This window comes from Maricaulis alexandrii (assembly GCF_005871165.1).
Taxonomy (GTDB): Bacteria; Pseudomonadota; Alphaproteobacteria; order Caulobacterales; family Maricaulaceae; genus Maricaulis; species Maricaulis alexandrii.
In genome coordinates this window covers 97,055-117,718 of the sequence record NZ_SWKP01000005.1, presented here as the reverse complement: position 1 = coordinate 117,718, position 20,664 = coordinate 97,055, and the positions used below count along the sequence as shown (strand labels likewise).

The window sequence follows — 20,664 nt, the reverse complement described above, 5'->3', positions numbered from 1 at the left end:
AGACACAGCCTCCCCAATTCCGGGGATGGTCGCAGAGACGGACCAATTTTAGCCTTATTTGTTGCGTGTTAACGATCAGGCGCATTCGCGGGGCCCCAGTAGGTGTTCATTAAGGGACTCCGCGCTGAATCGAAGACAGGCGATCAAAGCGGATTCGCCCGCGCCAAGACCGGGAAACGGCGGCGCTTCTGGAGAGGAATAGATCATGGCCAAGGCCGATTTCGCCCTGCGCGTTGTAGCCAAGTCCGCCCTTCTGTGGCTGACGGCCGGGATCCTCTTTGTCTCCGTTTTCGGCCTGCTCTTCTCGGCCCGTCCGTCCGGCCCCTCCCTGGTCATCGCGGACACGGCGGAGCCGTCGGACACGGTGATGGCGGCCTCGGATACCGAGATCGCCAACTAGCGCACCCGCTGTGCGTCCGCGCTCCGGCTTGACTCTTTTCCACACCCCGCGTATTGCCCCGCCTTCATCACGCAAGCTTGCACGCTTGTCTTACCGGCACATCCGTCCCACCTGACGGGGGAGGTCGGCGAGAACCCTGCTCGGCGAAGGTTTCGCTCAGCGGGGCTGATCTGCTTTGTGCGGTCAGGTTCCGGCGCAGGCCTTGTGAGGATGAAGCGGACTGAAGGACGAACGCATGTTCGATGCACTGACAGAAAGACTGGGCGGAGTCTTCGACAAGCTCACCGGGCGCGGTGTGCTGTCGGAGAAGGACGTCGATGCCGCGCTGCGCGAGATCCGCGTCGCCCTGCTCGAGGCCGATGTCGCCCTGCCGGTCGTCAAGTCAGCCGTCAACCAGATCAAGGAACGCGCCGTCGGTGAGGATGTCATCCGCGCCGTCGCTCCGGGCCAGCAGGTCGTCAAGATCGTCCATGACGCCCTCGTCGACCTGCTCGGCGGCGAGGGTGAGCCGGAAGGCCTGGCCCTGGAAGGCGAACCGCCGGTTGCCATCCTGATGGCCGGTCTGCAGGGTTCCGGTAAGACCACCACCTCCGCCAAGCTCGCCAAGCGCATTTCCGAACGCCACAAGAAAAAGGTCCTGTTGGCCTCGCTCGACACGCGCCGTCCGGCCGCGATGGAGCAGCTCCAGCAGCTGGCCGGCCAGGTGGATGTCGCCTTCCTTCCGATCGTGAAGGGCCAGAAGGCGGTCGATATCGCCAAGCGCGCCATGACGGCGGGCAAGCTGCAGGGCTTTGACGTCGTCATCCTCGATACCGCGGGCCGCACCTCGATCGACGAGGACATGATGTCCGAGGCGCAGGCGATCGCGACCGCGACCCGGCCGCGCGAGACCCTGTTGGTCGCCGATGCACTGACCGGTCAGGACGCCGTGGAGACGGCGAAGCGCTTCCATGAACGCCTGCCGCTGACCGGTCTCGTCCTGACGCGAATGGATGGTGATGGCCGCGGCGGTGCCGCTCTCTCCATGCGCCATGTCACCGGCCTGCCGATCAAGTTTCTCGGTGTCTCCGAAAAGCCCGACGGGCTGGACGCGTTCGACGCCAAACGCCTCGCCGGCCGCATCCTGGGGCGTGGCGATATCGTCTCCCTGGTCGAGAAGGCCGCGCAGGACGTCGATGAGGAAAAAGCCGCCCGCATGGCCAAGAAGATGGCCAAGGGCAAGTTCGACCTCGAGGATTTGCGCGAACAGTTCGGCCAGCTCAAGAAAATGGGCGGTCTCGGCGGCATCATGGGCATGCTGCCCGGCATGAACAAGAAAATGCAGGCCCAGGCTTCCGCCGCCGGCATGGACGACAAGATGCTGACCCGCCAGGAAGCGATCATCCTGTCGATGACGCCGCAGGAGCGCGCCAAGCCGGAAATCCTCAAGGCCTCTCGCAAGAAGCGCATCGCTGCCGGGTCCGGTGTGACCGTCGCGGACGTGAACAAGCTGATCAAGATGCACCGCCAGATGGCCGACATGATGAAAAAGGCCGGCAAGAAGGGTCGAGGCGGTCTGGCTGGCATGATGGGCGGAATGCCGCCCGGCATGGCGGGCATGAACCCGGCCGATATGGGCGCGGCCACCCAGGACCTGCTCGGTGGCAAGGCGCCGTCGGGCGCCAGCATGCCGGGGCTGGGCTCCGGAAATTCCAAACCTGCCTCCCTGCCCGGTCTGGGCGGAGGGGCCCCGCTCGGCCCCGATGGCCTGCCCATCGGTCTGCCGAAAAAGTAATCGCGTAATTCAGAACTGACTTTGAAGGACTAAAACAATGGCTCTGAAAATCCGTCTCGCCCGTGGTGGCGCCAAGAAGCGTCCCTACTACCGTATCGTCGTTGCTGACAGCCGCGCCCCGCGCGATGGCCGTTTCATCGAGAAGATCGGGTCCTACAACCCGATGCTGCCGAAAGATGGCCAGCGTGTTCAGCTGGACATGGAAAAGGTGAAGGCCTGGATCGCCAAGGGCGCCCAGCCGACTGACCGTGTCGGCCGTTTCATCCACGAAGTCGAGGCGGACGCCTGGAAGTGGGAACAGGGCAATAACCCGAAAAAAGCCGAGCCGGGTCAGAAGGCCAAGGAACGCGAGGCCGAGAAGGCCGAGAAGGAAGCCGAACTGAAGGCGGCCCAGGAAGAAGCCGAGGCCGCTGCCAAGGCTGAAGCCGAAGCCCCGGCCGAAGAAGAAGCTCCGGCCGCTGAAGCCGAAGCGCCGGCTGAGGAAGCCGCTGAAGAAGAAAAGTCCGAATAGGATTTTTCGACGCCGTTGACCCATCCTTCCCCTTGATGGGGAAGGTGGGCCAGCGCGCAGCGCTGGGTCGGAAGGGGTGAAGCCCGGAGCGCTTCCAGGGATCACCTCGCTCCCACCCACTCCACCGCGCAGTCGCGCGGTCCCCCTCGCCCATCAAGGGCGAGGACCTTATGCGGATCGACACCCCATGACCCAACCCGCTGATGATCTCATCTTCATCGCCGCCCTGGCCGGTGCGCACGGGGTGCGGGGGGAGTGCAAGCTGAAGAGCTTTGCCGGTCAGCCTGCGGATGCCTTTGCCTATGGTCCCTTCCTGGATGAAGAGGGCCGGGTTCTCCTGACCCCGAAAATCTGGAAGCCGACCAAGGACGGGTTCATCGTCCGCTTTGCCGAGGCACTGGACCGCGACAAGGCCCAGTCTCTCAAGGGCACCCGTCTCTACATTCCGCGTACGGCCCTTCCGGAGCTGGACGAGGACGAATTCTACCACACCGATCTCATCGGCCTGAAAGTCCAGGCGTTGGACGGTGCCCCCATGGGCACTCTCAAGGCCGTGCATGATTTCGGCGCAAGTGATCTCTTGGAAGTCACCGGCACGCCGGGCCGCAAAGGCAGCTGGATGCTCCCCTTCACCCGCCAATTCGTCCCCCACATCTCCCTGGCCGATGGCGTGATCACCATCGATCCGCCGGAAGAGGTGGGTTCGAAGGCCGAGGAAGAGGCGGGTGGCAAGTCCGATGATTGACGCCCAAAACCCTGCCCTGCCTTGGACGGCGACGGCGCTGACCCTGTTCCCGGACGCCTTTCCGGGACCCCTTGGCGTGTCGCTGATCGGATCAGCTGCGAATCATGGGTTGTGGGCGCTAGAAACTGTGGACATCCGGGATTTTTCCCGTCATAAGCACCGCTCCGTGGACGACACCCCGGCCGGCGGAGGCGCTGGTATGGTGCTCAGGCCGGATGTTGCCACGGAGGCGATCGATGCGGTGCAGTCTCGCTGGCAAGGTGAGAAACGGCCGTTGATCTATTTGACGCCGCGAGGACGACCGCTCTCCCAGGCCCGGGTTCGGGAATGGGCGGCGGGTTCTGGCGTTGTCGTGTTTTGTGGACGCTTCGAGGGCCTGGATCAGCGGGTCATCGAGAGCCGCGAAATGGAAGAGGTCAGTGTTGGCGATGCCGTGCTGGCCGGTGGCGAAGCTGCAGCCCAGGTTCTCATCGAGGCCTGTGTGAGACTTCTCCCCGGCGTGCTGGGCGACCCGATGTCGACCGAAGATGAGAGTTTCGAGGGCGATCTCCTCGAATATCCTCACTACACGCGACCGCGCGTGTTTGAGGGTGAAGAGATCCCCGACGTGCTGCTCTCCGGGCATCATGGCCGCATCGAGGCCTGGCGCCAGGAGCAGTCTGAAAAGATTACGAAGGCGCGGCGCCCCGACCTCTGGCAGAGGTACAAGGCGCGCAAGGAGAATGCACGATGAACATGATCGAGCAGCTTGAAAAAGAAGAAGCCGCCCGCGTCCTGGGCGAAAAGACCATTCCGGATTTCAGCGCCGGCGACACGCTGCGCGTCCATGTTCGCATCAAGGAAGGCGAGCGTGAGCGGATCCAGGTCTTCGAAGGCGTGTGCATCGCCCGCAATGGCGGTGGCCTGAACGAGAGCTACACGGTTCGCAAGATCTCCTTCGGTGAAGGTGTCGAGCGCGTCTTCCCGGTCTACTCGCCGAACGTCGAGAAGATCGAGATCAAGCGGAAGGGTAAAGTCCGCCGCGCCAAGCTCTATTACCTGCGCGACCGTCGCGGCAAGTCCGCCCGTATCGCCGAACGCGTCTCCGGCCGCGGCATCGAAAAGCGCGAAGCCAAGAAGTAGGCTTTCGCTCTTGTGCGATTTCAAAAACCCCGTCGGGAAACCGGCGGGGTTTTTTGTGTCTCCACCGGCTTCACCTCGGGCCCGGTGCGCGTTTAACTTCCCGCATGAGCGGCTCTCTCGTCATTCTCACCGGTGCAGGCATTTCTGCCGAGTCCGGCCTGGGCACGTTCCGCGATACGGACGGGCTGTGGGCGAAGTTCGACTGGCAGGCCCTGGCGACCCCGGAAGCCTTCGAGGCCCAGCCTTTCAAGGTGCATGAATTCTACAATGCGCGGCGCGCCAATCTGGCCGACGCCAGACCGCATGCGGCCCATGAGGCGCTGGCGCGGCTGGAACGGGACTGGGTTGCGCGCGGCGGCGAGTTTCTCCTGGTCACGCAGAATGTCGATGATCTGCATGAGCAGGCCGGATCGGAACGCCTGGTCCACATGCATGGCGAGTTGAAGAAGATGCGCTGCATCGGCTGTCACTCCGTGATGGAGGCGCCGCTGCAACTGGGGACGGACACGCCCTGTCCGCGCTGCCAGCAGCCCGGCTTCCTGCGGCCGCACGTGGTCTGGTTCGGCGAGATCCCGCTTGAAATGGACCTGATTTTCCAGGCACTGGAGACCTGTACCCACTTTGCTGCGATCGGCACGTCCGGCACGGTCTATCCGGCCGCCGGCTTTTCCCAGGTGGCGGGGCAGGCCGGGGCTCATCTCACCGAAATCAATCTGGCCGAGACGGACACCTCACCGCAGTTTGACGCGCGCGTCTCAGGTCCGGCCAGCGAAGCGGTGCCGCGCTGGGTGGAGCGGATGTTGGCTCAGCCGACCTGATCCTCGATGGCGTGCATGGCCTCATCGGAAAGCCCGAAATGGTGGCCGATCTCGTGGACGAGGACGTGGGTGACCAATTCACCCAGAGGCAGATCCCCGCGCTCGGCCCATTCATCCAGGATCGGGCGGCGATACAGGATCACGCGGTCGGGTTCGCCGGACGGGTCGCTGACGGATTTCTGGGTCAAATCGATGCCGATATAGACGCCGGTGAGTTCGAACGGATCCTTCATGTCGAGTTCGCGCAGGGTTTCGCCATCGGCGAAATCGGCGACGAAGATCTCCACCCGGCTGCACAGGCGTCGGAAATCCGCCGGCAGGCTGCTGAAGGCGTCGGCGGCCAAATCCTCGAAATCCTCGAGCGAAGGGGCGATCAGATCAGCGGGTCGGGTCATCCTGCCTGTGTGGCGTGCACAGATGCGATTGGCAAGCCGCCACCCGCACGCCAGGCTTGCACGGTACGGAGAGGGCCATAATCTGGCCTGGGGAAACAGAGCGGGACGGGCATGTTGCGTATCATTGCGAGTTGTATGGCGGGGATTCTGCTGGCGATGCCGGCCAGCGCCCAGCCGGATTGGGATTTGTCCGGCATGGCGGCGCCGCTGCCGGAGCGGATCGACTTCGAGCCCGCACCCGATTTTGTGCAACCCGTCACCGCCCCGACCCCTGAAGACGCCGAATTCGAGGCCTATAGCGGTGTCCAATACCTTCTGGTGGATGACCAGCAGGACATGCGGGGCGAGGAACCGGTGCTCTATTACCGCATGGTGATGGAGGCGCTGAATGTTTCGGGCGTCGAGGTGATGGCGAATTTCGACATCGGATTCGACCCGGCCTGGGAGACCATTGCCTTCAATCATGTCCGTGTGATCCGGGATGGCGAAGTGCTGGACCGGCAGGACGCCATCCAGATCGACATTGTGCGCCAGGAGTCCGATGCCGACCGGTTGATGTTCAATGGCCGGGCCACGGCGCTGATCCGGATCAATGATCTGCGCGTCGGCGATGTGCTCGATTACGCCTATACGCGCCGGGGCAAGAATCCGGCCTATGGCGAGGAGTATTTCCGGGTTTATGGCCTGGCTTGGACGGTTCCGGTGGAGCGCCGGAATTTGCGCTCGGTCTGGTCGCGGCCCTGCGCTTTGTCCAGGACGAAATCCGCTATCTGGCCCTGACCTATGGCGAAGGCTCCTTCGTGCCGGTGGCACCGGACCAGACGCTGCAGACCCGGTTCGGGGACTGCAAGGCCAAGACGATGCTCTTGCTGGCCCTGGCCGAGGCGCTGGGTATCGAGGCCGATCCGGCCCTGGTCAGTCTGGGCGCGGGACCGGGCCTCGACCAGCAATTCCCGTCACCGGGTGCCTTTGACCACATCATCGTCCGGGCCCGGCTTAATGGTCAGGACTATTGGCTCGATCCGACGGCCTCCTTCCAGGGCGGGCGTCTGGATGTTCTGGAACAGGCCGATTACGGCTTTGCCCTGCCGCTCGACCGGTCCGGAGACGGGCTGGTGCCTATGGCGGTGGAGACGCCCTCTTCCGAGCCGACCCTTGTCGTCAACGAGATCATCGATATCGGGGAAGGCCGTGACGCGCCGGCCACGCTGACCGCCCATACCGTGTTCACCCGCGGCGCTGCCGATGCCATGCGTCGCTCCATCGCCAGTCGCGGCCGCCCGGGTCTGCAGCGCGACTATCTGGACTTCTACAACCGGTATTTCGGGCCGAGCCGCCATGTCGAGGACATGCAGATCGAGGATGATCGCGAGGCCAACCGGATCGTGATCACCGAACATGTCGAACTGGCTGACCCCTATGAAGACGGGGAAGAGGACGGTGCCTATGCTTTTGCCTTCGTGGCGCATGGCGTCGACGCGCTGGTCAATACGGAGTCCGAACGGCGCCGGAACACACCGCTCGCCATCTCCTATCCGATCCATTCGCGCCATGTGATTGATCTGCGCCTGACCAATGGTGGGGCAGGCTGGGACCTGGAAGACCAGGACGAAACGATCGAAAATCCGGGCTTCCGCCTCCGTCACCGGACCTGGCACCGGGGTGCCGGCTATCGCATGCAGTTCGACCTGGAGAGCCTGTCGCGCTCGGTCGAGGCCGACGCTGCGCCGGAAGTCCTGCGGGAACACCAGGATTTCCGCGAGCTGGTTTATTACGGCTTTGACCTTTGGAATGAGGCCCCGGACGCGGAGGAGGCGGCACCGGACGCCGTGCCCTGATCCCCGCGACCCGGCCCTGAAGCCGGCATCTTGTCAGGTGAACAAATATGGAACATGCTGGCGGCATGGACCTGTCTGATGTCGCTTCCGCGTCCAATCCGGATATTGATGATGCCCAGGCGCTGATGCGCGGGGCGGCGCGTCTGCTCTGGCAGATGGGCTATTCCGCCATTCCCGAATTCATCCTGCCCGATGGCCGCCGCGCTGATCTGATGGCGGTGGGTCGCAAGGGTGAAATGACCATTGTCGAGATCAAGTCCGGCATTGCCGACTTCCGGGCCGACAATAAGTGGGAGAATTACCAGGGCTATTGCGAGCGGATCTATTTTGCGGTCTCGCAGCGCTTTCCCCACGACCTGATCCCTGAGCATGCCGGTCTCATTGTGGCGGACGGGTTTGGCGGCGCGGTGGTGCGTGAAAGTCCGGTCCTCACCCTGGCCCCGGCGCGCCGCAAGGCCCTGACCCTGCGCTTTGCCCGTGCAGCGGCCGACCGGTTGATGCGGGTGGATGAAGGGCCGACGCCCTCACTGTGAGTGCCGCCAACATGGCTTGATCCGCCCCGCGGGCAGCGTTAGCCAAGAGGCATGACAACCGACACGCTTCCCGAATTGCACGGCCATGTCGCCACCGGTTTCGAACCGGTCGCGGAGGCCTTCCTCGCCAATTGGTCCGAGTTTGACGAGATCGGCGCCGGCTTTGCCCTGCGGCTCGAGGGCGAGACCGTGGTGGACATCCATGCCGGCTGGGCCGACCGCAAGAAATCCCGTGACTGGGAGGCCGATACGCTGGTGCCGGTCTATTCCACGGGCAAGGCGGTGGCGGCCCTCGTCATGGGCAAGCTGGTCGATCGCGGCCTGCTGGACTACGAGGCCCGGGTGGCCGATTACTGGCCGGAGTTTGCGGCCGGCGGCAAGTCCGAGGTGACCGTCGCCCAAGCCCTCTCCCACCAGGCCGGCCTGTCCGGAATTGCCGAGGAAATGGATGCGGGAGACTGGTTTGATGCGAACCTGATTGAATCCCGTCTCGCCCGCCAGGCTCCGCTCTGGAAGCTGGGGACAGGGTCGGGTTATCACCCGGTCACCTTCGGCTTTATCGCCGATGCTCTGGCGCGGCGGACGGATGGGCGGTCCATCGGCGCCATTCTGCGCGAGGATATCTGCGGTCCGGCCGGGATCGACTTCCATGTCGGCCTGCCGGAAAGCGAGCATGGCCGCGCGGCCGAGCATGCCATGCCGCGCCAATTGCCGGATCTGGGCGAGATGACCCTGCCGCGCCAACTGGCCTTCGGGAAGGCCTGGTCCTCGCCGGGACGTCGCGGCGCCACGGAGTGGCGCAAGGCGGAGTTTCCGGCCGCCAATGCCCACGCCACCGCCGGTGCGATTGCGCGGCTGATGGATGTCTATTCGCAAGACGGCAAGCTGGACGGCAAGCGCTTCATCGGACCGGCCACGCTGGAGGCCCTGACCCGCGAGCGGGTGCGGGGCGAGGACAAGGTCCTGCCCTTCGAGCTGTCCTGGGGGGCCGGCATCATGCGCAATGTCACGCCGGGCTTCTACGGACCGACGCCGGAGACGCTGGGCCATTCCGGCTGGGGCGGATCCTGCGGTTTTGCCGATCCGGTCAAACGCTTGTCCGGCGCCTATGTCATGAACCGGCAGATGCATTATCTCGCTGGCGATCCGCGCAGCGTGAAACTGATCGAAGCGGCCTATGCCTGTTTGTAGGCTTTGAGGCGTCGTTCTGCTCTGGGCAGACAAAGACGGGCAATCCCTCTAGCCTGATCACGAAGTGAGAGGGGATTTGCCATGGATCTGGGACAGTTTTCGGTTTCGCTGGCCGTCAAGGACATACTCAAATCGCTGGAATTCTATGTCGCGCTGGGCTTTGAGGTCGTCGGCGGGGAGCTGACCCAGAACTGGGTCATCCTGCAGAATGGCGAGACCAAGATCGGCCTGTTTCAGGGCATGTTCGAAGAGGATGTGCTGACCTTCAATCCGAAGGATGCGCGGGCGATCCTGGCGCATCTGAAGGATCTGGACCGGGCGGAGGGTGTCGAGATCGACAGCGATAGCGGTCCGGCCCATTTCATGATCAAGGACCCGGACGGCCGCACGCTCCTGTTCGACCAGTTCTGAGCCGGTTCAGTCGTCAGGCCGTGCCAGCCAGGCCACAGCTTCCTGACGGGTCGGGAAAACGCCGATTTGGGTCTTCCAGCCCTCCCGCGTCATCGCTTCCCACAAATGCGGGATCACCCGTTTGAGGTCATTGGAACAGACCAGGGCCGTCTTGGGCTGCGCCCCATCGCGATGCTGGGCATTCCAGCCGCGCATGAAGTCCTGGTGGGCGGCCAGCCCTTCCGGCGTGAAGGTGTCGAGCGCGGCGTCCTCGGGAATGATCAGCAGCATGTCGTAATCGGGCGTCCAGTCGGCCAAATACGGCAGGGTCGCGATATCATTGCGAAGCTCGAGCAGGGTCTGCTGGGGACGAAGATTGAGCTCCGCGATGTGCCTCTGCCCATCCAGACTCCAATCCCCTTGCCCCATGTCTCGCCCCCCAAAAGCCCTGTTGTTCAGAGACTAGACGGAAAACGCCGGTCCAGCCAATCCAGCATGAGCCGGTTCAGGCTGTCGGGTGCCTCCCACATTGTCCAGTGACCACAGGCCTCGATCGTGTGCATTTCCACATCCTTGCAGAGCGCGGGCATCCAGCGGGTCATGGCGGGCGAGAGGAAAACATCCCGTTCGGCAGACACCATCAGACAGGGCATGGCGAGACGATGATCGACACCGCCCATGCGTTCCCAATTGGCGTCGAAATTCCGGTACATGTGGATCGTGCTGGCGAAGCCGGTCTTGCGGTAGGCCTCGGCGTAGTGGGCGCGTTCTTCCGCCGGGACCACGATATCGGCCTCGTCGCGGCCATTGAAGTCCTCGAACCGGCGCGGCAGGTGCGAGACTCCCGGCAGGGCATTTTCCGCACTGGCGGCCGACAGGGGGCGACCGAACATGAAGGCGAAGAAATCGTTCTCGCGCCCGGTGAAGCGGCTTTCCGCATAGCCCTCTTCCTGGAAGCGCACGATGTAGTGGTCATCCCCGCCGATCTCGTGGAAGGCCTTGAGCGGCGGTTCGGAGCCCCGCGGCAGGTGCGGTGTGTTCACACCGATCACACCGGCCACCCGTTCGGCGGCGAGCATGGCGGCGTGCCAGACAATGATCCCGCCCCAGTCATGTCCGACGAAAATTGCCTGGTCATGGCCCAGGGCATCGAGCAGGCCGGTCAGGTCGCCGACCAGTTCATCAATGCCGTAATCCGCAGCGTCCGGCGGGCAGTCGGAACCGCCAAAGCCCCGCAGATCGGGCGCAATGACGCGATAGCCGGCGTCGGCAAGGGCCGGGATCTGGTGTTTCCAGGAATGCGCCAGCTCCGGCCAGCCATGGACCAGAAGCACAGCCGGGCCCGTTTCGGGACCGGCGAGGTGAACCGAAAGTTCGATCCCGTTGGTGGCGATGCGCGTCGGCGCAGGCAAGTCGGTCAATGTGTGCGAGCCTCCCGTGAGTGACGCCTGTGACCGGCGCTTGCCACAGGAGAGGCCGGGCCGGATTCCGGGTCAAGCCCTGCCGCCCGCATCCGTTCTATTCAGGCGGCGAAACCACCGGTTTGAGATCCCGGCGCAGGGTCGACAGGACGAACAGGCCCACCCCGCACCAGATCAGGGCGAAGGTCAAAAGATTGCCCAGCGCGAAAGGCTCGCCGCTGGCCACGCCAATGGTGAATTGGAGCGTGGGCGCCACAAACTGGAGCAGGCCCATCGTCGAGAGGCGCAGGCCGCGCACCCCGATCGTGTAGAGCAGGAGCGGCACGACCGTGACCAGGCCGGAGGCCATCAGCAGAACGGCCTGGACCGGGCTTTCATGGAAGTGTCCCTGGCCGCTGAAATTGATGACGGTCAGTCCGATCACGGCGATGGGCAGGATGAAGACGGTCTCCCAGAACAGGCCGATCCGTCCGTCCACCGCGGCCACTTTGCGCAGATAGCCATAGGCCGTGAAACTGGTGGCCAGGAGCAAAGAGAGCCAGGGCACTTCCCCGACGGTCAGGATCTGGTTCATCACGCCGAGCGCGGCCAGCACGATGGCACCGATCCGGTAAGGCCCCAGCGGTTCGCGCAGGATGATGACGCCAACGGCGACGCTCATCAGCGGATTGATGTAATAGCCCAGCGAGGCCTGCAGTACGTGTCCGGTGTTGACGGCAAAGATAAACCCCCACCAATTCACGGAAATCAGGGCCGAAGTGGCAAGGAGTGTCAGCAGGATGCGATGGTCACGGATGGCCGTGAAGGCCGATTTGACCTTCCCGGAAATGGCAAGAACTGTCAGGAGTAGCGGAACGGCCCAGATGATCCGGTGCAGGATGATCTCGACCGGGTCCGCAAAGGCCAGAAGCTGGAAAAAGAGCGGCGACAGGCCCCACAGGAGATAGGCCGAAAAGCCGGCGGCCAGGAAGGGCCGGATCGAAGTCTCGTTCTCGGAACCGGTGGTCATGGCGGCACTCCCTGTCAGGCCTTCCGGCCAGTTAGGGTGCGCCGCCGTGAAATGCCAGCCGCCAGCCGTGCATAGCCGGTATGAGGGTGGCGGCTCAGCCCGCTTTCAGCAGGCCCTTGTTGAGCAGGCCTTCGGCGATCTGTACCGCATTGAGGGCCGCCCCCTTGCGCAGATTGTCCGAGACGACCCACAGGGCCAGGCCATTGTCCACGGTCGGGTCTTCGCGAACGCGCGAGACGAAAGTCGCGAACTCGCCGACACTCTCGACCGGCGTGACATAGCCCTCATCCTCGCGCTTATCGATCACCATCAGGCCCGGGCTTTCGCGCAGCAGGTCGCGGGCCTCGTCGGCGGACAGCTCGTTCTCCAGCTCCAGATGGGCCGCGATCGAGTGACCGACAAAGACCGGAACGCGGGCGCAGGTGGCGAACAGCTTGATCTTGGTGTCGAGGATCTTCTTGGTCTCCGCCGTCATCTTCCACTCTTCCTTGGTGGAGCCGTCTTCCATGAAAACGTCGATGTGCGGGATCACGTTGAAGGCGATTTGCTTGGTGAATTTGGTCGGCGTGGGCGTGTCATTGACGTAGATGCCCTTGGTCTGCGTCCACAATTCGTCCATGCCTTCCTGGCCGGCGCCGGAGACAGACTGGTAGGTGGCGCAGGAGACGCGCTTGATGCCGGCCCGGTCATGGATCGGCTTGAGGGCCACGACCAGCTGGATGGTGGAACAATTGGGGTTCGCGACGATCCCCTTCTTTTTCACGCCGTCCAACGCATCCAGATTCACTTCCGGGACGACCAGCGGCACGTCCGGATCCATCCGCCAGGCGGAGGAATTGTCGACGACAATGGCTCCGGCCTTGGCAATCTTGGGCGCCCACTCCTTGGACGGCCCGCCACCGGCGGACATCAGGACCAGATCGACCTTGGAATAATCGAAGGTCTCGACATCCTGGCAGCGCAGGGTCCGGTCGCCATAGGAGAGTTCCACGCCCATCGATTTTCGGGTCGCCAGCGCAAATACCTCATCCGCCGGAAACAGCCGTTCCGCCAGAATGGTGAGCATTTCCTTGCCCACCGCGCCCGTAGCTCCGAAAACCGCGACTTTCACACCCATGATATGAGACCTTTCAGCATGCCCTAATGTGTATCCGTGCCGACGCGGTGCACATAGACGCCAAACCGGGCACTGGCTAGGCGGTTTTTGCGGTGGTTCGCAGATGGCGTGGATTTCACGGGCATAAAATTCTAAGCTTGTCGGGTGCAGGCAGGGAGGAATGCATGGATCCGCTCGTACTCATTGGTGTGTTTTTCGCGGCCGGCGTCGCCTTCATGGGGTTCTTCGTGGTGGTGATGCTGGTTCTCGGCAAGGGGAAGGCCGGCACCGGATCGGGACCGGGCGAGCCGACCAATACCGCCGCCGATGCGATGAAACACGTCCGCAATTCCGATAATTTCTGAGCGCGATACCACGCGCAAACGGGGGATTTCCAACATGGCAGACAAGGGGGCGGCCGAGGGTGTCAGACCTTCGGTCTATGGGTTTGGTATTGGCGTCAGCGACCTTGAACGCTCCAATGCCTTCTATACCGAACTTCTGGGGATGAAGCGGGTGATGGACTTCTCGCTCAGCCATATGGACGAGATCGTCCTGCTCTATCCCGATGGCGGCTCGTCCCTGGTCCTCATGCACTGGACCGATGGCTCCACGCGGGATTACTCGAACAACCCCGTGAAGATCGTGGTGCGCCTGGAGGACCCCAAGGCTGCGGCCGACCGCATTCGCGAAGCGGGCTATCGCATCATCCGGGAGCCGGAACCGGCACCGGAAGTGGGCGGCTTCGTCGTGGGTTTTGCCAAGGACCCGGACGGGTATCTGGTGGAATTGCTCGACGCCAAGCAGAGCTGAGGCTCAGCCGCGGCGTGCCATGCGCTGCCAGATCCGCCAGGCGACCAGACCCACCAGGCACAGGACAATGAGGTCGAGGGCCGTAAAACCGAGAAAGAGCGGCTGGATGAGGCGTTCCAGAACGCCCCATCGCCCTTCATAGATGGTTTCGTCCTGACGGTGGAAACCGACATAGACGGCCAGGCCAATGACCAAGGCAGCCCCGAAGCCGGCCAGGCGGATCATGCCGGCCGGATTGAAACCCTGTCCTTTTTCAGCGCTTTGTTCGCGCCGGCGGTGCGTGCGGTCGAGAAAACGGCGACGGGCCATGTCCGGATCGGTCTCCCTGGGGCCGGGTCATTCCTGATTGGGCCCGGTCCAATTTATGGCCGGGAGGTCAGTCATGCCACAGGAGTTTCATTTGCCTTGCACGTCAATCCATGCACATAAAGGGAGGACGGGCGGCCTGAAGAGGCCGGACGGAATTCTGATCGCCTACCCTGCGACCCTTGGTTCGCAACGGACACATAGACTTCAGCCTTCCCCGACTTTTACGTCCGTAATACCGACATCGGGGCGCCGTTGTCGGACAGTGCTTATGCCCGCACGCAGGGCAATCAGGGAAGGTTCCCCCTATGGCCACAGGTACGGTCAAATTCTTCAACCAAAGCAAAGGCTTTGGCTTCATCACCCCGGATGAGGGCGGCAATGACGTGTTCGTCCATATCTCTGCAGTCCAGGCCTCTGGTCTGCCGGGTCTGAACGACGGACAAAAAGTCTCCTTCGAAACCGAGCCGGATCGTCGCGGCAAGGGTCCGAAGGCGGTGAACCTGCAGTACGCTGACGACTAAGCGTCTGCCGGATTTCCGGATTCAAGAGGGCGTGGCGCGAGAGCTCCACGCCTTTCTTTTTGCCTGAAATCACTCGAAGGCGGCTTCGACCTCGGCCCGGACGCGCACGCCGGTGGCCGGGAAATCAGTGAACACGCCGTCCGCGCCAAAGCGCAAGACCTGGCTGAGTTCCCAGGACACGCCGCGCTCCGGATCCATCGGCACATCATCGCGGAAAGTCCAGGGGTGAACGGCGAGGCCCAGTTCATGGGCCTCATGGATGAAGCCGGTATTCGACCCGTCCGCATTGATGACCAGGGATTTGGCTGGTCCGACGCCATCGGCGAATTCGGCCGCGTCCGTCAGAGCCACGGTGGGTGTGCCCAGCATGGCGGACGGGTCCAGCTCATTCATTTCGAAGACGAGCATAAGGAGGGGCGTGTCGACCTCATCATTGAGGCGCCGCAGGAAGTCCGGCTCGAAACACTGGATGGCCGTCATCGCGTCCTCGCCATCCAGACCGCGTTCGCGCAGGATGCGGACCAGTTCCGGCAACGGGTCCAGACCGATGGACGTGAAGTGACCGGGGGATTTTACCTCCGGCTCGGTCGGCACGCCCAACGCCTCGGCGAGGTCGAGAACCTCCTCGAAGGTCGGAATCCGGAATTCGCCATTGAAAGACTGATCACGCTGCGGCCAGGGCTGCACAGCGCGCAGGGTTCGGATTTCGGCCAGGGTGAAATCCTCGACCCACCAGTCATCCCGGCCATCGATCACGCGCCGGCGGTCGGCAAATTCGGGATGGTCGGCGACATCGGTCGTGGTCGACAGATAATGATCATGACGCACGACCAGAACGCCGTCCGACGTCATGACCAGATCGGGCTCGATGATGTCGGCACCCTGTTCCACGGCGAGGCGATAGGCTTCCAGCGTGTGCTCGGGGCGCTCTCCGCTGGCACCGCGATGGGCGATGATCCGCGGGGCGTTTCCGTCCAGCGTCGCCCAGGGCGATGCGGTCTGGGCAAGGGCGGGCTCGCCCGTCAAAAGTGCAAATCCGGCGGCCAGGAGTGTCAGGCGCATGATCCGGTCTCCCTGCTTTTCCCGCACGTTAGCGCGGGGCGGACGGAAGCGAGAGTGAATTATCCGCGACAGTGCCGCGCGGCGGGCCGCCTCAAGCGGAAAAGAGGCCGCCGCCGAGCAGGCCCATGCCGCCCAGCAGGCTGAGCATAACCCCGGACATGAGCCGCCTCTGCAGCAGGAAGCCGCCGGCGATCCGGGCGATGCCCTCCACATTGGACGCGCCGAGCAGGGCGACCGGTCCGCCCACGAAGAGCGCGACCAGGAATGAAACCAGAGCCAGTTGAATGTCTTGCGGTAATGCGGTCATCTCGGCCTCCCCAGCCATTTCCCGTCGTCCGGTGGCGACGGACCGTTCGAAACACGCTAACAACACGCCCCATGATGCCTGTCCCGCCTGACCTCACCCTGACCATCGCGCTCATCGCCGGTTCAGGAATTGCCGCCCAGTGGCTGGCCTGGCGCCTGCGCTGGCCCTCCATCGTGCTGATGATGGGCGCCGGCCTGATCCTGGGGCCTGGGATTGCTTTCGTGACGGGCAGCCCGCTGCTCGCGCCGAGCGAAGCCTGGGGTGGCTATCTGCGCCCCATGATCGCCCTGGCGGTCGCCGTCATCCTGTTCGAGGGCGGGATCACCCTGAATTTCCGCGAATTGCGCGACGCGTCCGGTCCGGTTCGCCGGATCGTCCTGCTCGGCTTTCCCCTGGGATGGGCCGGGGCGACACTGGCGCTGCACTATGTCGCCGGTCTCGCCTGGGATCTGGCCGCCATGATCGGGGCCTTGCTGACCACGACGGGCCCGACCGTCGTCCTGCCCCTGTTGCGTCAGGCCAAGCTTCCTGGACGGATTGCCTCGGTGCTCAAATGGGAAGGCATCGTCAACGACCCGATCGGGGCTCTGGCCGCGGTCTTCATTTTCGAGGCGACCCGCCAAACAGCGCTGGGGCAGGACTGGATCGGTGCCGCCGGCGCGCTCACCATGGGCGCCGTGATCGGGGCGGTTCTGGGCTTCGCCTTCGGCTATGGCCTCTCACAGGCGTTCCGGCGCGGTCTGGTGCCCGAACCGATGAAGGCACCGCTCGTCCTGGCTTCGGTCATGGTGTGTTTCGCGACCGCCGACGCGCTGGCCAGCGAGACCGGCCTGGTGGCGGTGACGGTGTTCGGCCTCGTCGTGGCCAATTCGCGTCTGGCCTCGATCGAGGAGATGCGCCGCTTCAAGGAAGGCATCGCCTCTTTGCTGGTCGCCAGTGTCTTTGTCGTCCTGGCCGCTGATCTCAGCCCGTCCGACCTGGCCAGCCTGGGCTGGCCGCAACTGGCCTTTGTCGCAGTCTTCATGCTGATCGTGCGCCCGCTTTCGGTCTTCCTGGCCACGGTCGGGTCCGGCCTGAACGCCAAGGAGACCGTGTTCGTCGGACTGATCGGTCCGCGCGGCGTGGTGGCCGCGGCGGCGGCCGGGCATCTGGCTGTCTCGCTGATCGAAGTGGGGCGGGATGATGCGATCATCCTGGCACCCCTGGTCTTCGTGACGATTTTTGTCAGCGTGGTCGGATGCGGATTCTCCGTGGCGCCTCTGGCCCGCCTGCTGGGCCTGTCTCGGAGCGGGCCGGAGCGCCTGCTCATCGTGGGTGCCAATCCCTGGAGTCTCGGTCTCGCGGATGCGCTGAAAAAGGCGGAAATCCCGCTGACCATTGCCGATACCAGCTGGCGCCGCCTGCGTGAGGCCCGGCTGAGCGGACATGATGTCTATTACGGCGAGGTCCTGTCGGAAGTGGCGGACTGGCGGTTGGAGCCCAGCCGGTTCGGGGCGCTGCTCGCGGTGACCCCCAATGATGCCTATAACGCGCTGGTCTGTATCGACTATGCGCCGGAACTGGGCCGCTCCCGGGTGTACCAGGTTTCAGGCACGGATTTCCGGCCGGATGCCGAAAAGCCTGACGAGGACCCGCGCGCGATTGCCTATACGGCGCGCGGCCGGACGCTGATCCGGCGCGGGCGCGGCTATGACAGCCTGGCGCATGACTGGTGGGGCGGATGGGGTTTCCGGACCACCCGCCTGACCGACACCTATTCACTGGACGATTATCTCGCCGATGTGGGCGAGGCGCCGGATCTGGTCCTGGCGCGGCATCCCAATGGCAAGATCGCTCTGCTCGGCCCCGGTCGCGAACCACCCTCGGCTCCAGGAACCGTGCTGATCCGCTTCGCGCCGCCGCAAGCGGAACCGGCGCCTGTAGAGCCGGTTCAGCCAGACTGATCTAGTTCGGGAAACCGTCGGACGGCTGGGACCCACCCGGCGGGGCGCTGCCGCAATAGGGCCAGTTGGGCGAGTTGGGATCGCCATGGGGGCAGACCGCGTCGCGCCCTTCATAGATCACGCAGCCGGACAGGCTGGTGGCGCCCAGCAGGGCGGCAAGAACGAGAATTGAACGCTTTACGGACATGATTAGGCCCCTCTTCGCTGCCATCGTGGCGACGGGATGGCGGCGGCGCAAGCGGGTTTCAGCGGATCGGCTGCACGCGTGTCCTCCGTGCACCAGTCCGACCTGTCGGGCCTCAGCGGGCAAACCCCAATCTTCATGGGGAATTAACCGTGAGACCGCCAGATAGGGCTTCCGATTTCGATCAGGATGGGGATATGGCCCGCCGTTCCAGGACAACGACTTCCGCGTCACGGCGGCGCCCCCGGGCAGTTCCGGCCCGCCGCCCGGCGAAACGGTCGGCGAAATCGCGCTTTCCCTGGCTGCGCAGTCTGACCGTTCTGACATTGCTCGTATCGCTCGGCGTGGGCGGCTATCTGGTTTCCGTGGCCCGTGATCTGCCGGACACGTCCGGCCTGACCGCAGTCGAGCCGGCGGCGTCCATCACCTATCTGGATCATCGTGACCGCCTCATTGCCCGCCGCGGCTCGGCCCAGGGTCATGAGGTCAATATCGAGGACCTGCCGCCCTATCTGATCGATGCCGTTCTGGCGGTCGAGGACCGGCGCTTCTATTCGCATCCGGGCATTGATGTGATCGGCCTGTCGCGCGCCATGCTGGCCAATATCCGCGCCGGTCATGTCGTCCAGGGCGGGTCGACCCTGACCCAGCAATTGGCCAAGAATCTCTTCCTGTCGCCGGAACGCACCCTGCGCCGCAAGGTGCAGGAGATGATGCTGGCCTTCTGGCTGGAAAGCCGCTTCACCAAGGACGAAATCCTCGAGCTCTATCTCAATCGCGTCTATTTCGGCGGCGGGGCCTATGGCGTGGAAGCCGCATCCCTGCGCTATTTCGGGCGTTCGGCCAGCGAAGTCTCGCTGGGCGAAGCGGCGCTTCTGGCGGGCCTGCTGAAAGCGCCATCGCGCTATTCCCCGGTGAATGACGCCGCCCGGGCGGCGGCGCGCGCCACGGTCGTGCTCGACCTGATGGCCCAGACCGGCCGCATTACCGAAAGCGAGCGCGTGGCCGCGGCGGAAGTGCCGATCCGGGTCTCGCGCGGCGCGTCCAGCCCGGGCGCGCAATATTTCATCGACTGGATTGCCCCCCAGGTCCGTGAACTCGTTGGAGACGGACATGGCGATCTGATCGTGCACACAACGCTGGACGTGGATGCCCAGCGCGCTGCGGAGTCTGCGCTGAACGCGGTCCTGGCCGATGCCGAGCTGGCCTCGGGGGCCGGGGAAGGCGCCCTGGTCTCTCTGGCCCATGACGGGTCGGTGCGGGCCCTGGTCGGGGGACGGTCCTATGTCCGCTCCCAGTTCAACCGCGCGATCCTGGCGCAGCGCCAGCCCGGATCGGCCTTCAAGCCCTTCGTCTATGCGTCAGCCTTCGAGGCCGGTCTGCGGCCGGATGATGTGCGCACGGATGCGCCGGTGCGTGTCGGCGATTGGGAACCGCAGAACTATAACGACACCTATCGAGGCGAGCTGACCCTGCGCGAGGCCTTTTACCGCTCCTCCAACTCGGTGGCGGTCCAGATTGCCGAGGAAACCGGACGCGGCCATGTCGCGCGCCTGGCCCGTCGTCTGGGCCTGTCCTCGTCGATGCGCGTGGACCGGTCCCTGGCGCTGGGGGCCTATGAAGTCACGCCGCTGGAGCTGGCCACGGCCTACACGCCCTTCGCCAATGGCGGCTTCCGCGCCGAGGCCCATGGCATTGCCTGGATTGAAACGGCCGACGGGGAAGTGCTCTACACGCCGCCCGCCCCGCCCAGTGAACTGGTTCTGGATGCCCGGACCTCAACCCATATGCGCGATCTGATGCGGGCCGTGGTGCGCGAAGGGACCGGACGCAATGCCGCGGTCTGGGGTCTGGACGCCGCCGGCAAGACCGGCACGACGAACGAGTTCCGTGACGCCTGGTTCGCTGGCTATGCGGGCGATCTTGTCACCGTGGTCTGGACCGGCAATGACGACAATTCCCCGACCGACCACGCCACGGGCGGCGGTCCGCCGGCGCGGATTTTCGGCGGTTTCATGCGCGAAGCGCCGCGCGAGGGTCTGGGCTCTCAACCGCCAAGGACCCGCAGCCTGATCACGCCGGTTGCCCGGGACGCGGCAGAGGCGTCCGAAGCCGCGCCCGGTTCCGACCTGACGGCGGACGCACAACCGGCCCAGCCCGAAGAGACCGAGAGCGATCCGATCGCCGCTTTCCTCGCCTCGCTGGGGGGACCCGATAGCGAGTAATCCCCTGGGGACCGTGGAACTGCCCTGAGACAGGCCTCATCGGGCCTGCTATTCTTG

Annotated in this window: 26 protein-coding genes; 17 read left to right on the top strand and 9 right to left on the bottom strand. The window is 64.2% G+C overall.

Going from position 1 to position 20,664, the window contains the following annotated elements; translation table 11 throughout:
- The first annotated feature begins 205 nt into the window (after positions 1–205).
- The 7 genes from FCS99_RS03930 (at position 206) to FCS99_RS03900 (ending at position 5,370) form a co-directional block, all read left to right on the top strand.
- A complete protein-coding gene (locus FCS99_RS03930; RefSeq protein ID WP_138510772.1) occupies positions 206–400 on the top strand; it encodes a hypothetical protein in 195 nt (64 codons plus the stop codon).
- 235 nt (positions 401–635) lie between these two features.
- On the top strand, positions 636–2,174 hold the full coding sequence (gene ffh / locus FCS99_RS03925; RefSeq protein ID WP_138510771.1) for a signal recognition particle protein: 1,539 nt from the start codon (positions 636–638) through the stop codon (positions 2,172–2,174).
- Between the two features lie 37 nt (positions 2,175–2,211).
- Positions 2,212–2,685, top strand: a complete 474-nt coding sequence (rpsP, locus tag FCS99_RS16315) for a 30S ribosomal protein S16 (RefSeq protein WP_138510770.1) — start codon at positions 2,212–2,214, stop codon at positions 2,683–2,685.
- Between the two features lie 187 nt (positions 2,686–2,872).
- On the top strand, positions 2,873–3,430 hold the full coding sequence (gene rimM / locus FCS99_RS03915; RefSeq protein WP_138510769.1) for a ribosome maturation factor RimM: 558 nt from the start codon (positions 2,873–2,875) through the stop codon (positions 3,428–3,430).
- The gene (trmD, locus tag FCS99_RS03910; protein ID WP_138510768.1) at positions 3,423–4,163 is read left to right on the top strand and encodes a tRNA (guanosine(37)-N1)-methyltransferase TrmD; all 741 of its coding nucleotides are present in this window, start codon (positions 3,423–3,425) and stop codon (positions 4,161–4,163) included. The genes rimM and trmD overlap by 8 nt, the downstream gene beginning before the upstream one ends.
- Positions 4,160–4,552: a 50S ribosomal protein L19 gene (rplS, locus tag FCS99_RS03905; RefSeq protein ID WP_138510767.1), complete on the top strand. Its 393-nt coding sequence runs from the start codon at positions 4,160–4,162 to the stop codon at positions 4,550–4,552. Before trmD ends, rplS begins: the two co-directional genes overlap by 4 nt.
- 104 nt (positions 4,553–4,656) lie before the next feature.
- Positions 4,657–5,370 (top strand): NAD-dependent deacylase, encoded by a 714-nt coding sequence (locus FCS99_RS03900; protein ID WP_138510766.1) that lies wholly within the window; start codon positions 4,657–4,659, stop codon positions 5,368–5,370.
- Here the strand turns inward: FCS99_RS03900 and FCS99_RS03895 are convergent.
- Positions 5,358–5,765, bottom strand: a complete 408-nt coding sequence (locus tag FCS99_RS03895; RefSeq protein ID WP_138510765.1) for a metallopeptidase family protein — start codon at positions 5,763–5,765, stop codon at positions 5,358–5,360. The genes FCS99_RS03900 and FCS99_RS03895 overlap by 13 nt on opposite strands.
- A gap of 135 nt (positions 5,766–5,900) precedes the next feature.
- On the opposite strand from FCS99_RS03895, the gene FCS99_RS03890 reads away from it, so the two are divergent.
- From FCS99_RS03890 to FCS99_RS03870, 5 genes are all read left to right on the top strand, one after another.
- The gene (locus tag FCS99_RS03890; protein ID WP_171036231.1) at positions 5,901–6,545 is read left to right on the top strand and encodes a DUF3857 domain-containing protein; all 645 of its coding nucleotides are present in this window, start codon (positions 5,901–5,903) and stop codon (positions 6,543–6,545) included.
- The gene (locus FCS99_RS03885; RefSeq protein WP_138510763.1) at positions 6,455–7,603 is read left to right on the top strand and encodes a hypothetical protein; all 1,149 of its coding nucleotides are present in this window, start codon (positions 6,455–6,457) and stop codon (positions 7,601–7,603) included. Before FCS99_RS03890 ends, FCS99_RS03885 begins: the two co-directional genes overlap by 91 nt.
- A gap of 47 nt (positions 7,604–7,650) precedes the next feature.
- Complete coding sequence (locus tag FCS99_RS03880; RefSeq protein ID WP_325053213.1) at positions 7,651–8,136, top strand: MmcB family DNA repair protein; 486 nt, start codon at positions 7,651–7,653, stop codon at positions 8,134–8,136.
- A gap of 51 nt (positions 8,137–8,187) precedes the next feature.
- Positions 8,188–9,327 (top strand): serine hydrolase domain-containing protein, encoded by a 1,140-nt coding sequence (locus FCS99_RS03875; protein WP_138510762.1) that lies wholly within the window; start codon positions 8,188–8,190, stop codon positions 9,325–9,327.
- Positions 9,328–9,408: 81 nt separating this feature from the next.
- On the top strand, positions 9,409–9,738 hold the full coding sequence (locus FCS99_RS03870) for a VOC family protein (protein ID WP_138510761.1): 330 nt from the start codon (positions 9,409–9,411) through the stop codon (positions 9,736–9,738).
- Positions 9,739–9,744: 6 nt separating this feature from the next.
- Here the strand turns inward: FCS99_RS03870 and FCS99_RS03865 are convergent, their stop codons facing one another.
- The 4 genes from FCS99_RS03865 to FCS99_RS03850 all read right to left on the bottom strand — a co-directional run bounded on the left by FCS99_RS03865 (position 9,745) and on the right by FCS99_RS03850 (position 13,264).
- Positions 9,745–10,146, bottom strand: coding sequence for a hypothetical protein (locus FCS99_RS03865; protein WP_138510760.1), 402 nt, complete (start codon positions 10,144–10,146; stop codon positions 9,745–9,747).
- Positions 10,147–10,172: 26 nt separating this feature from the next.
- On the bottom strand, positions 10,173–11,138 hold the full coding sequence (locus tag FCS99_RS03860; RefSeq protein WP_138510759.1) for an alpha/beta fold hydrolase: 966 nt from the start codon (positions 11,136–11,138) through the stop codon (positions 10,173–10,175).
- A gap of 97 nt (positions 11,139–11,235) precedes the next feature.
- Positions 11,236–12,147: an EamA family transporter RarD gene (gene rarD, locus FCS99_RS03855; protein ID WP_138510758.1), complete on the bottom strand. Its 912-nt coding sequence runs from the start codon at positions 12,145–12,147 to the stop codon at positions 11,236–11,238.
- A gap of 94 nt (positions 12,148–12,241) precedes the next feature.
- Complete coding sequence (locus FCS99_RS03850; protein ID WP_138510757.1) at positions 12,242–13,264, bottom strand: aspartate-semialdehyde dehydrogenase; 1,023 nt, start codon at positions 13,262–13,264, stop codon at positions 12,242–12,244.
- A 164-nt stretch (positions 13,265–13,428) separates the two neighbouring features.
- On the opposite strand from FCS99_RS03850, the gene FCS99_RS03845 reads away from it, so the two are divergent.
- Both FCS99_RS03845 and FCS99_RS03840 read left to right on the top strand, forming a co-directional pair.
- Positions 13,429–13,608: a hypothetical protein gene (locus FCS99_RS03845; protein WP_138510756.1), complete on the top strand. Its 180-nt coding sequence runs from the start codon at positions 13,429–13,431 to the stop codon at positions 13,606–13,608.
- Between the two features lie 34 nt (positions 13,609–13,642).
- Positions 13,643–14,056, top strand: coding sequence for a VOC family protein (locus FCS99_RS03840; protein ID WP_138510755.1), 414 nt, complete (start codon positions 13,643–13,645; stop codon positions 14,054–14,056).
- Positions 14,057–14,059: 3 nt separating this feature from the next.
- Here FCS99_RS03840 and FCS99_RS03835 read toward each other — a convergent pair whose 3' ends face one another.
- The gene (locus FCS99_RS03835; protein WP_138510754.1) at positions 14,060–14,365 is read right to left on the bottom strand and encodes a hypothetical protein; all 306 of its coding nucleotides are present in this window, start codon (positions 14,363–14,365) and stop codon (positions 14,060–14,062) included.
- A 305-nt stretch (positions 14,366–14,670) separates the two neighbouring features.
- Between FCS99_RS03835 and FCS99_RS03830 the strand changes: the two genes are divergently transcribed.
- A complete protein-coding gene (locus FCS99_RS03830) occupies positions 14,671–14,886 on the top strand; it encodes a cold-shock protein (RefSeq protein ID WP_138510753.1) in 216 nt (71 codons plus the stop codon).
- A 69-nt stretch (positions 14,887–14,955) separates the two neighbouring features.
- On the opposite strand, the gene FCS99_RS03825 is transcribed toward FCS99_RS03830, so the two are convergent.
- Both FCS99_RS03825 and FCS99_RS03820 read right to left on the bottom strand, forming a co-directional pair.
- Positions 14,956–15,948: a glycerophosphodiester phosphodiesterase family protein gene (locus FCS99_RS03825; RefSeq protein WP_138510752.1), complete on the bottom strand. Its 993-nt coding sequence runs from the start codon at positions 15,946–15,948 to the stop codon at positions 14,956–14,958.
- Between the two features lie 91 nt (positions 15,949–16,039).
- A complete protein-coding gene (locus FCS99_RS03820; RefSeq protein ID WP_138510751.1) occupies positions 16,040–16,255 on the bottom strand; it encodes a hypothetical protein in 216 nt (71 codons plus the stop codon).
- Between the two features lie 71 nt (positions 16,256–16,326).
- On the opposite strand from FCS99_RS03820, the gene FCS99_RS03815 reads away from it, so the two are divergent.
- Positions 16,327–18,198 (top strand): cation:proton antiporter, encoded by a 1,872-nt coding sequence (locus FCS99_RS03815; protein WP_171036230.1) that lies wholly within the window; start codon positions 16,327–16,329, stop codon positions 18,196–18,198.
- Position 18,199: 1 nt separating this feature from the next.
- Here the strand turns inward: FCS99_RS03815 and FCS99_RS03810 are convergent, their stop codons facing one another.
- On the bottom strand, positions 18,200–18,385 hold the full coding sequence (locus FCS99_RS03810) for a hypothetical protein (protein ID WP_138510749.1): 186 nt from the start codon (positions 18,383–18,385) through the stop codon (positions 18,200–18,202).
- Between the two features lie 194 nt (positions 18,386–18,579).
- On the opposite strand from FCS99_RS03810, the gene FCS99_RS03805 reads away from it, so the two are divergent.
- Positions 18,580–20,607 (top strand): transglycosylase domain-containing protein, encoded by a 2,028-nt coding sequence (locus FCS99_RS03805; protein ID WP_138510748.1) that lies wholly within the window; start codon positions 18,580–18,582, stop codon positions 20,605–20,607.
- Positions 20,608–20,664 lie beyond the last annotated feature (57 nt).

Excerpts from the sequence above, each read along its gene's own strand:
- FCS99_RS03880 (WP_325053213.1), top strand. The coding sequence starts at position 7,651 with ATGGAACATGCTGGCGGCATGGACCTGTCTGATGTCGCTTCCGCGTCC.
- FCS99_RS03865 (WP_138510760.1), bottom strand. The coding sequence starts at position 10,146 with ATGGGGCAAGGGGATTGGAGTCTGGATGGGCAGAGGCACATCGCGGAG.
- rimM (WP_138510769.1), top strand. The coding sequence starts at position 2,873 with ATGACCCAACCCGCTGATGATCTCATCTTCATCGCCGCCCTGGCCGGT.
- FCS99_RS03845 (WP_138510756.1), top strand. The coding sequence starts at position 13,429 with ATGGATCCGCTCGTACTCATTGGTGTGTTTTTCGCGGCCGGCGTCGCC.
- FCS99_RS03820 (WP_138510751.1), bottom strand. The coding sequence starts at position 16,255 with ATGACCGCATTACCGCAAGACATTCAACTGGCTCTGGTTTCATTCCTG.
- FCS99_RS03830 (WP_138510753.1), top strand. The coding sequence starts at position 14,671 with ATGGCCACAGGTACGGTCAAATTCTTCAACCAAAGCAAAGGCTTTGGC.
- FCS99_RS03815 (WP_171036230.1), top strand. The coding sequence starts at position 16,327 with ATGATGCCTGTCCCGCCTGACCTCACCCTGACCATCGCGCTCATCGCC.
- FCS99_RS03810 (WP_138510749.1), bottom strand. The coding sequence starts at position 18,385 with ATGTCCGTAAAGCGTTCAATTCTCGTTCTTGCCGCCCTGCTGGGCGCC.
- FCS99_RS03895 (WP_138510765.1), bottom strand. The coding sequence starts at position 5,765 with ATGACCCGACCCGCTGATCTGATCGCCCCTTCGCTCGAGGATTTCGAG.
- trmD (WP_138510768.1), top strand. The coding sequence starts at position 3,423 with ATGATTGACGCCCAAAACCCTGCCCTGCCTTGGACGGCGACGGCGCTG.
- FCS99_RS03825 (WP_138510752.1), bottom strand. The coding sequence starts at position 15,948 with ATGCGCCTGACACTCCTGGCCGCCGGATTTGCACTTTTGACGGGCGAG.
- rpsP (WP_138510770.1), top strand. The coding sequence starts at position 2,212 with ATGGCTCTGAAAATCCGTCTCGCCCGTGGTGGCGCCAAGAAGCGTCCC.
- FCS99_RS03930 (WP_138510772.1), top strand. The coding sequence starts at position 206 with ATGGCCAAGGCCGATTTCGCCCTGCGCGTTGTAGCCAAGTCCGCCCTT.
- FCS99_RS03900 (WP_138510766.1), top strand. The coding sequence starts at position 4,657 with ATGAGCGGCTCTCTCGTCATTCTCACCGGTGCAGGCATTTCTGCCGAG.
- FCS99_RS03850 (WP_138510757.1), bottom strand. The coding sequence starts at position 13,264 with ATGGGTGTGAAAGTCGCGGTTTTCGGAGCTACGGGCGCGGTGGGCAAG.
- FCS99_RS03875 (WP_138510762.1), top strand. The coding sequence starts at position 8,188 with ATGACAACCGACACGCTTCCCGAATTGCACGGCCATGTCGCCACCGGT.
- FCS99_RS03870 (WP_138510761.1), top strand. The coding sequence starts at position 9,409 with ATGGATCTGGGACAGTTTTCGGTTTCGCTGGCCGTCAAGGACATACTC.
- FCS99_RS03890 (WP_171036231.1), top strand. The coding sequence starts at position 5,901 with ATGGCGGGGATTCTGCTGGCGATGCCGGCCAGCGCCCAGCCGGATTGG.
- rplS (WP_138510767.1), top strand. The coding sequence starts at position 4,160 with ATGAACATGATCGAGCAGCTTGAAAAAGAAGAAGCCGCCCGCGTCCTG.
- rarD (WP_138510758.1), bottom strand. The coding sequence starts at position 12,147 with ATGACCACCGGTTCCGAGAACGAGACTTCGATCCGGCCCTTCCTGGCC.
- FCS99_RS03835 (WP_138510754.1), bottom strand. The coding sequence starts at position 14,365 with ATGGCCCGTCGCCGTTTTCTCGACCGCACGCACCGCCGGCGCGAACAA.
- FCS99_RS03840 (WP_138510755.1), top strand. The coding sequence starts at position 13,643 with ATGGCAGACAAGGGGGCGGCCGAGGGTGTCAGACCTTCGGTCTATGGG.
- FCS99_RS03805 (WP_138510748.1), top strand. The coding sequence starts at position 18,580 with ATGGCCCGCCGTTCCAGGACAACGACTTCCGCGTCACGGCGGCGCCCC.
- ffh (WP_138510771.1), top strand. The coding sequence starts at position 636 with ATGTTCGATGCACTGACAGAAAGACTGGGCGGAGTCTTCGACAAGCTC.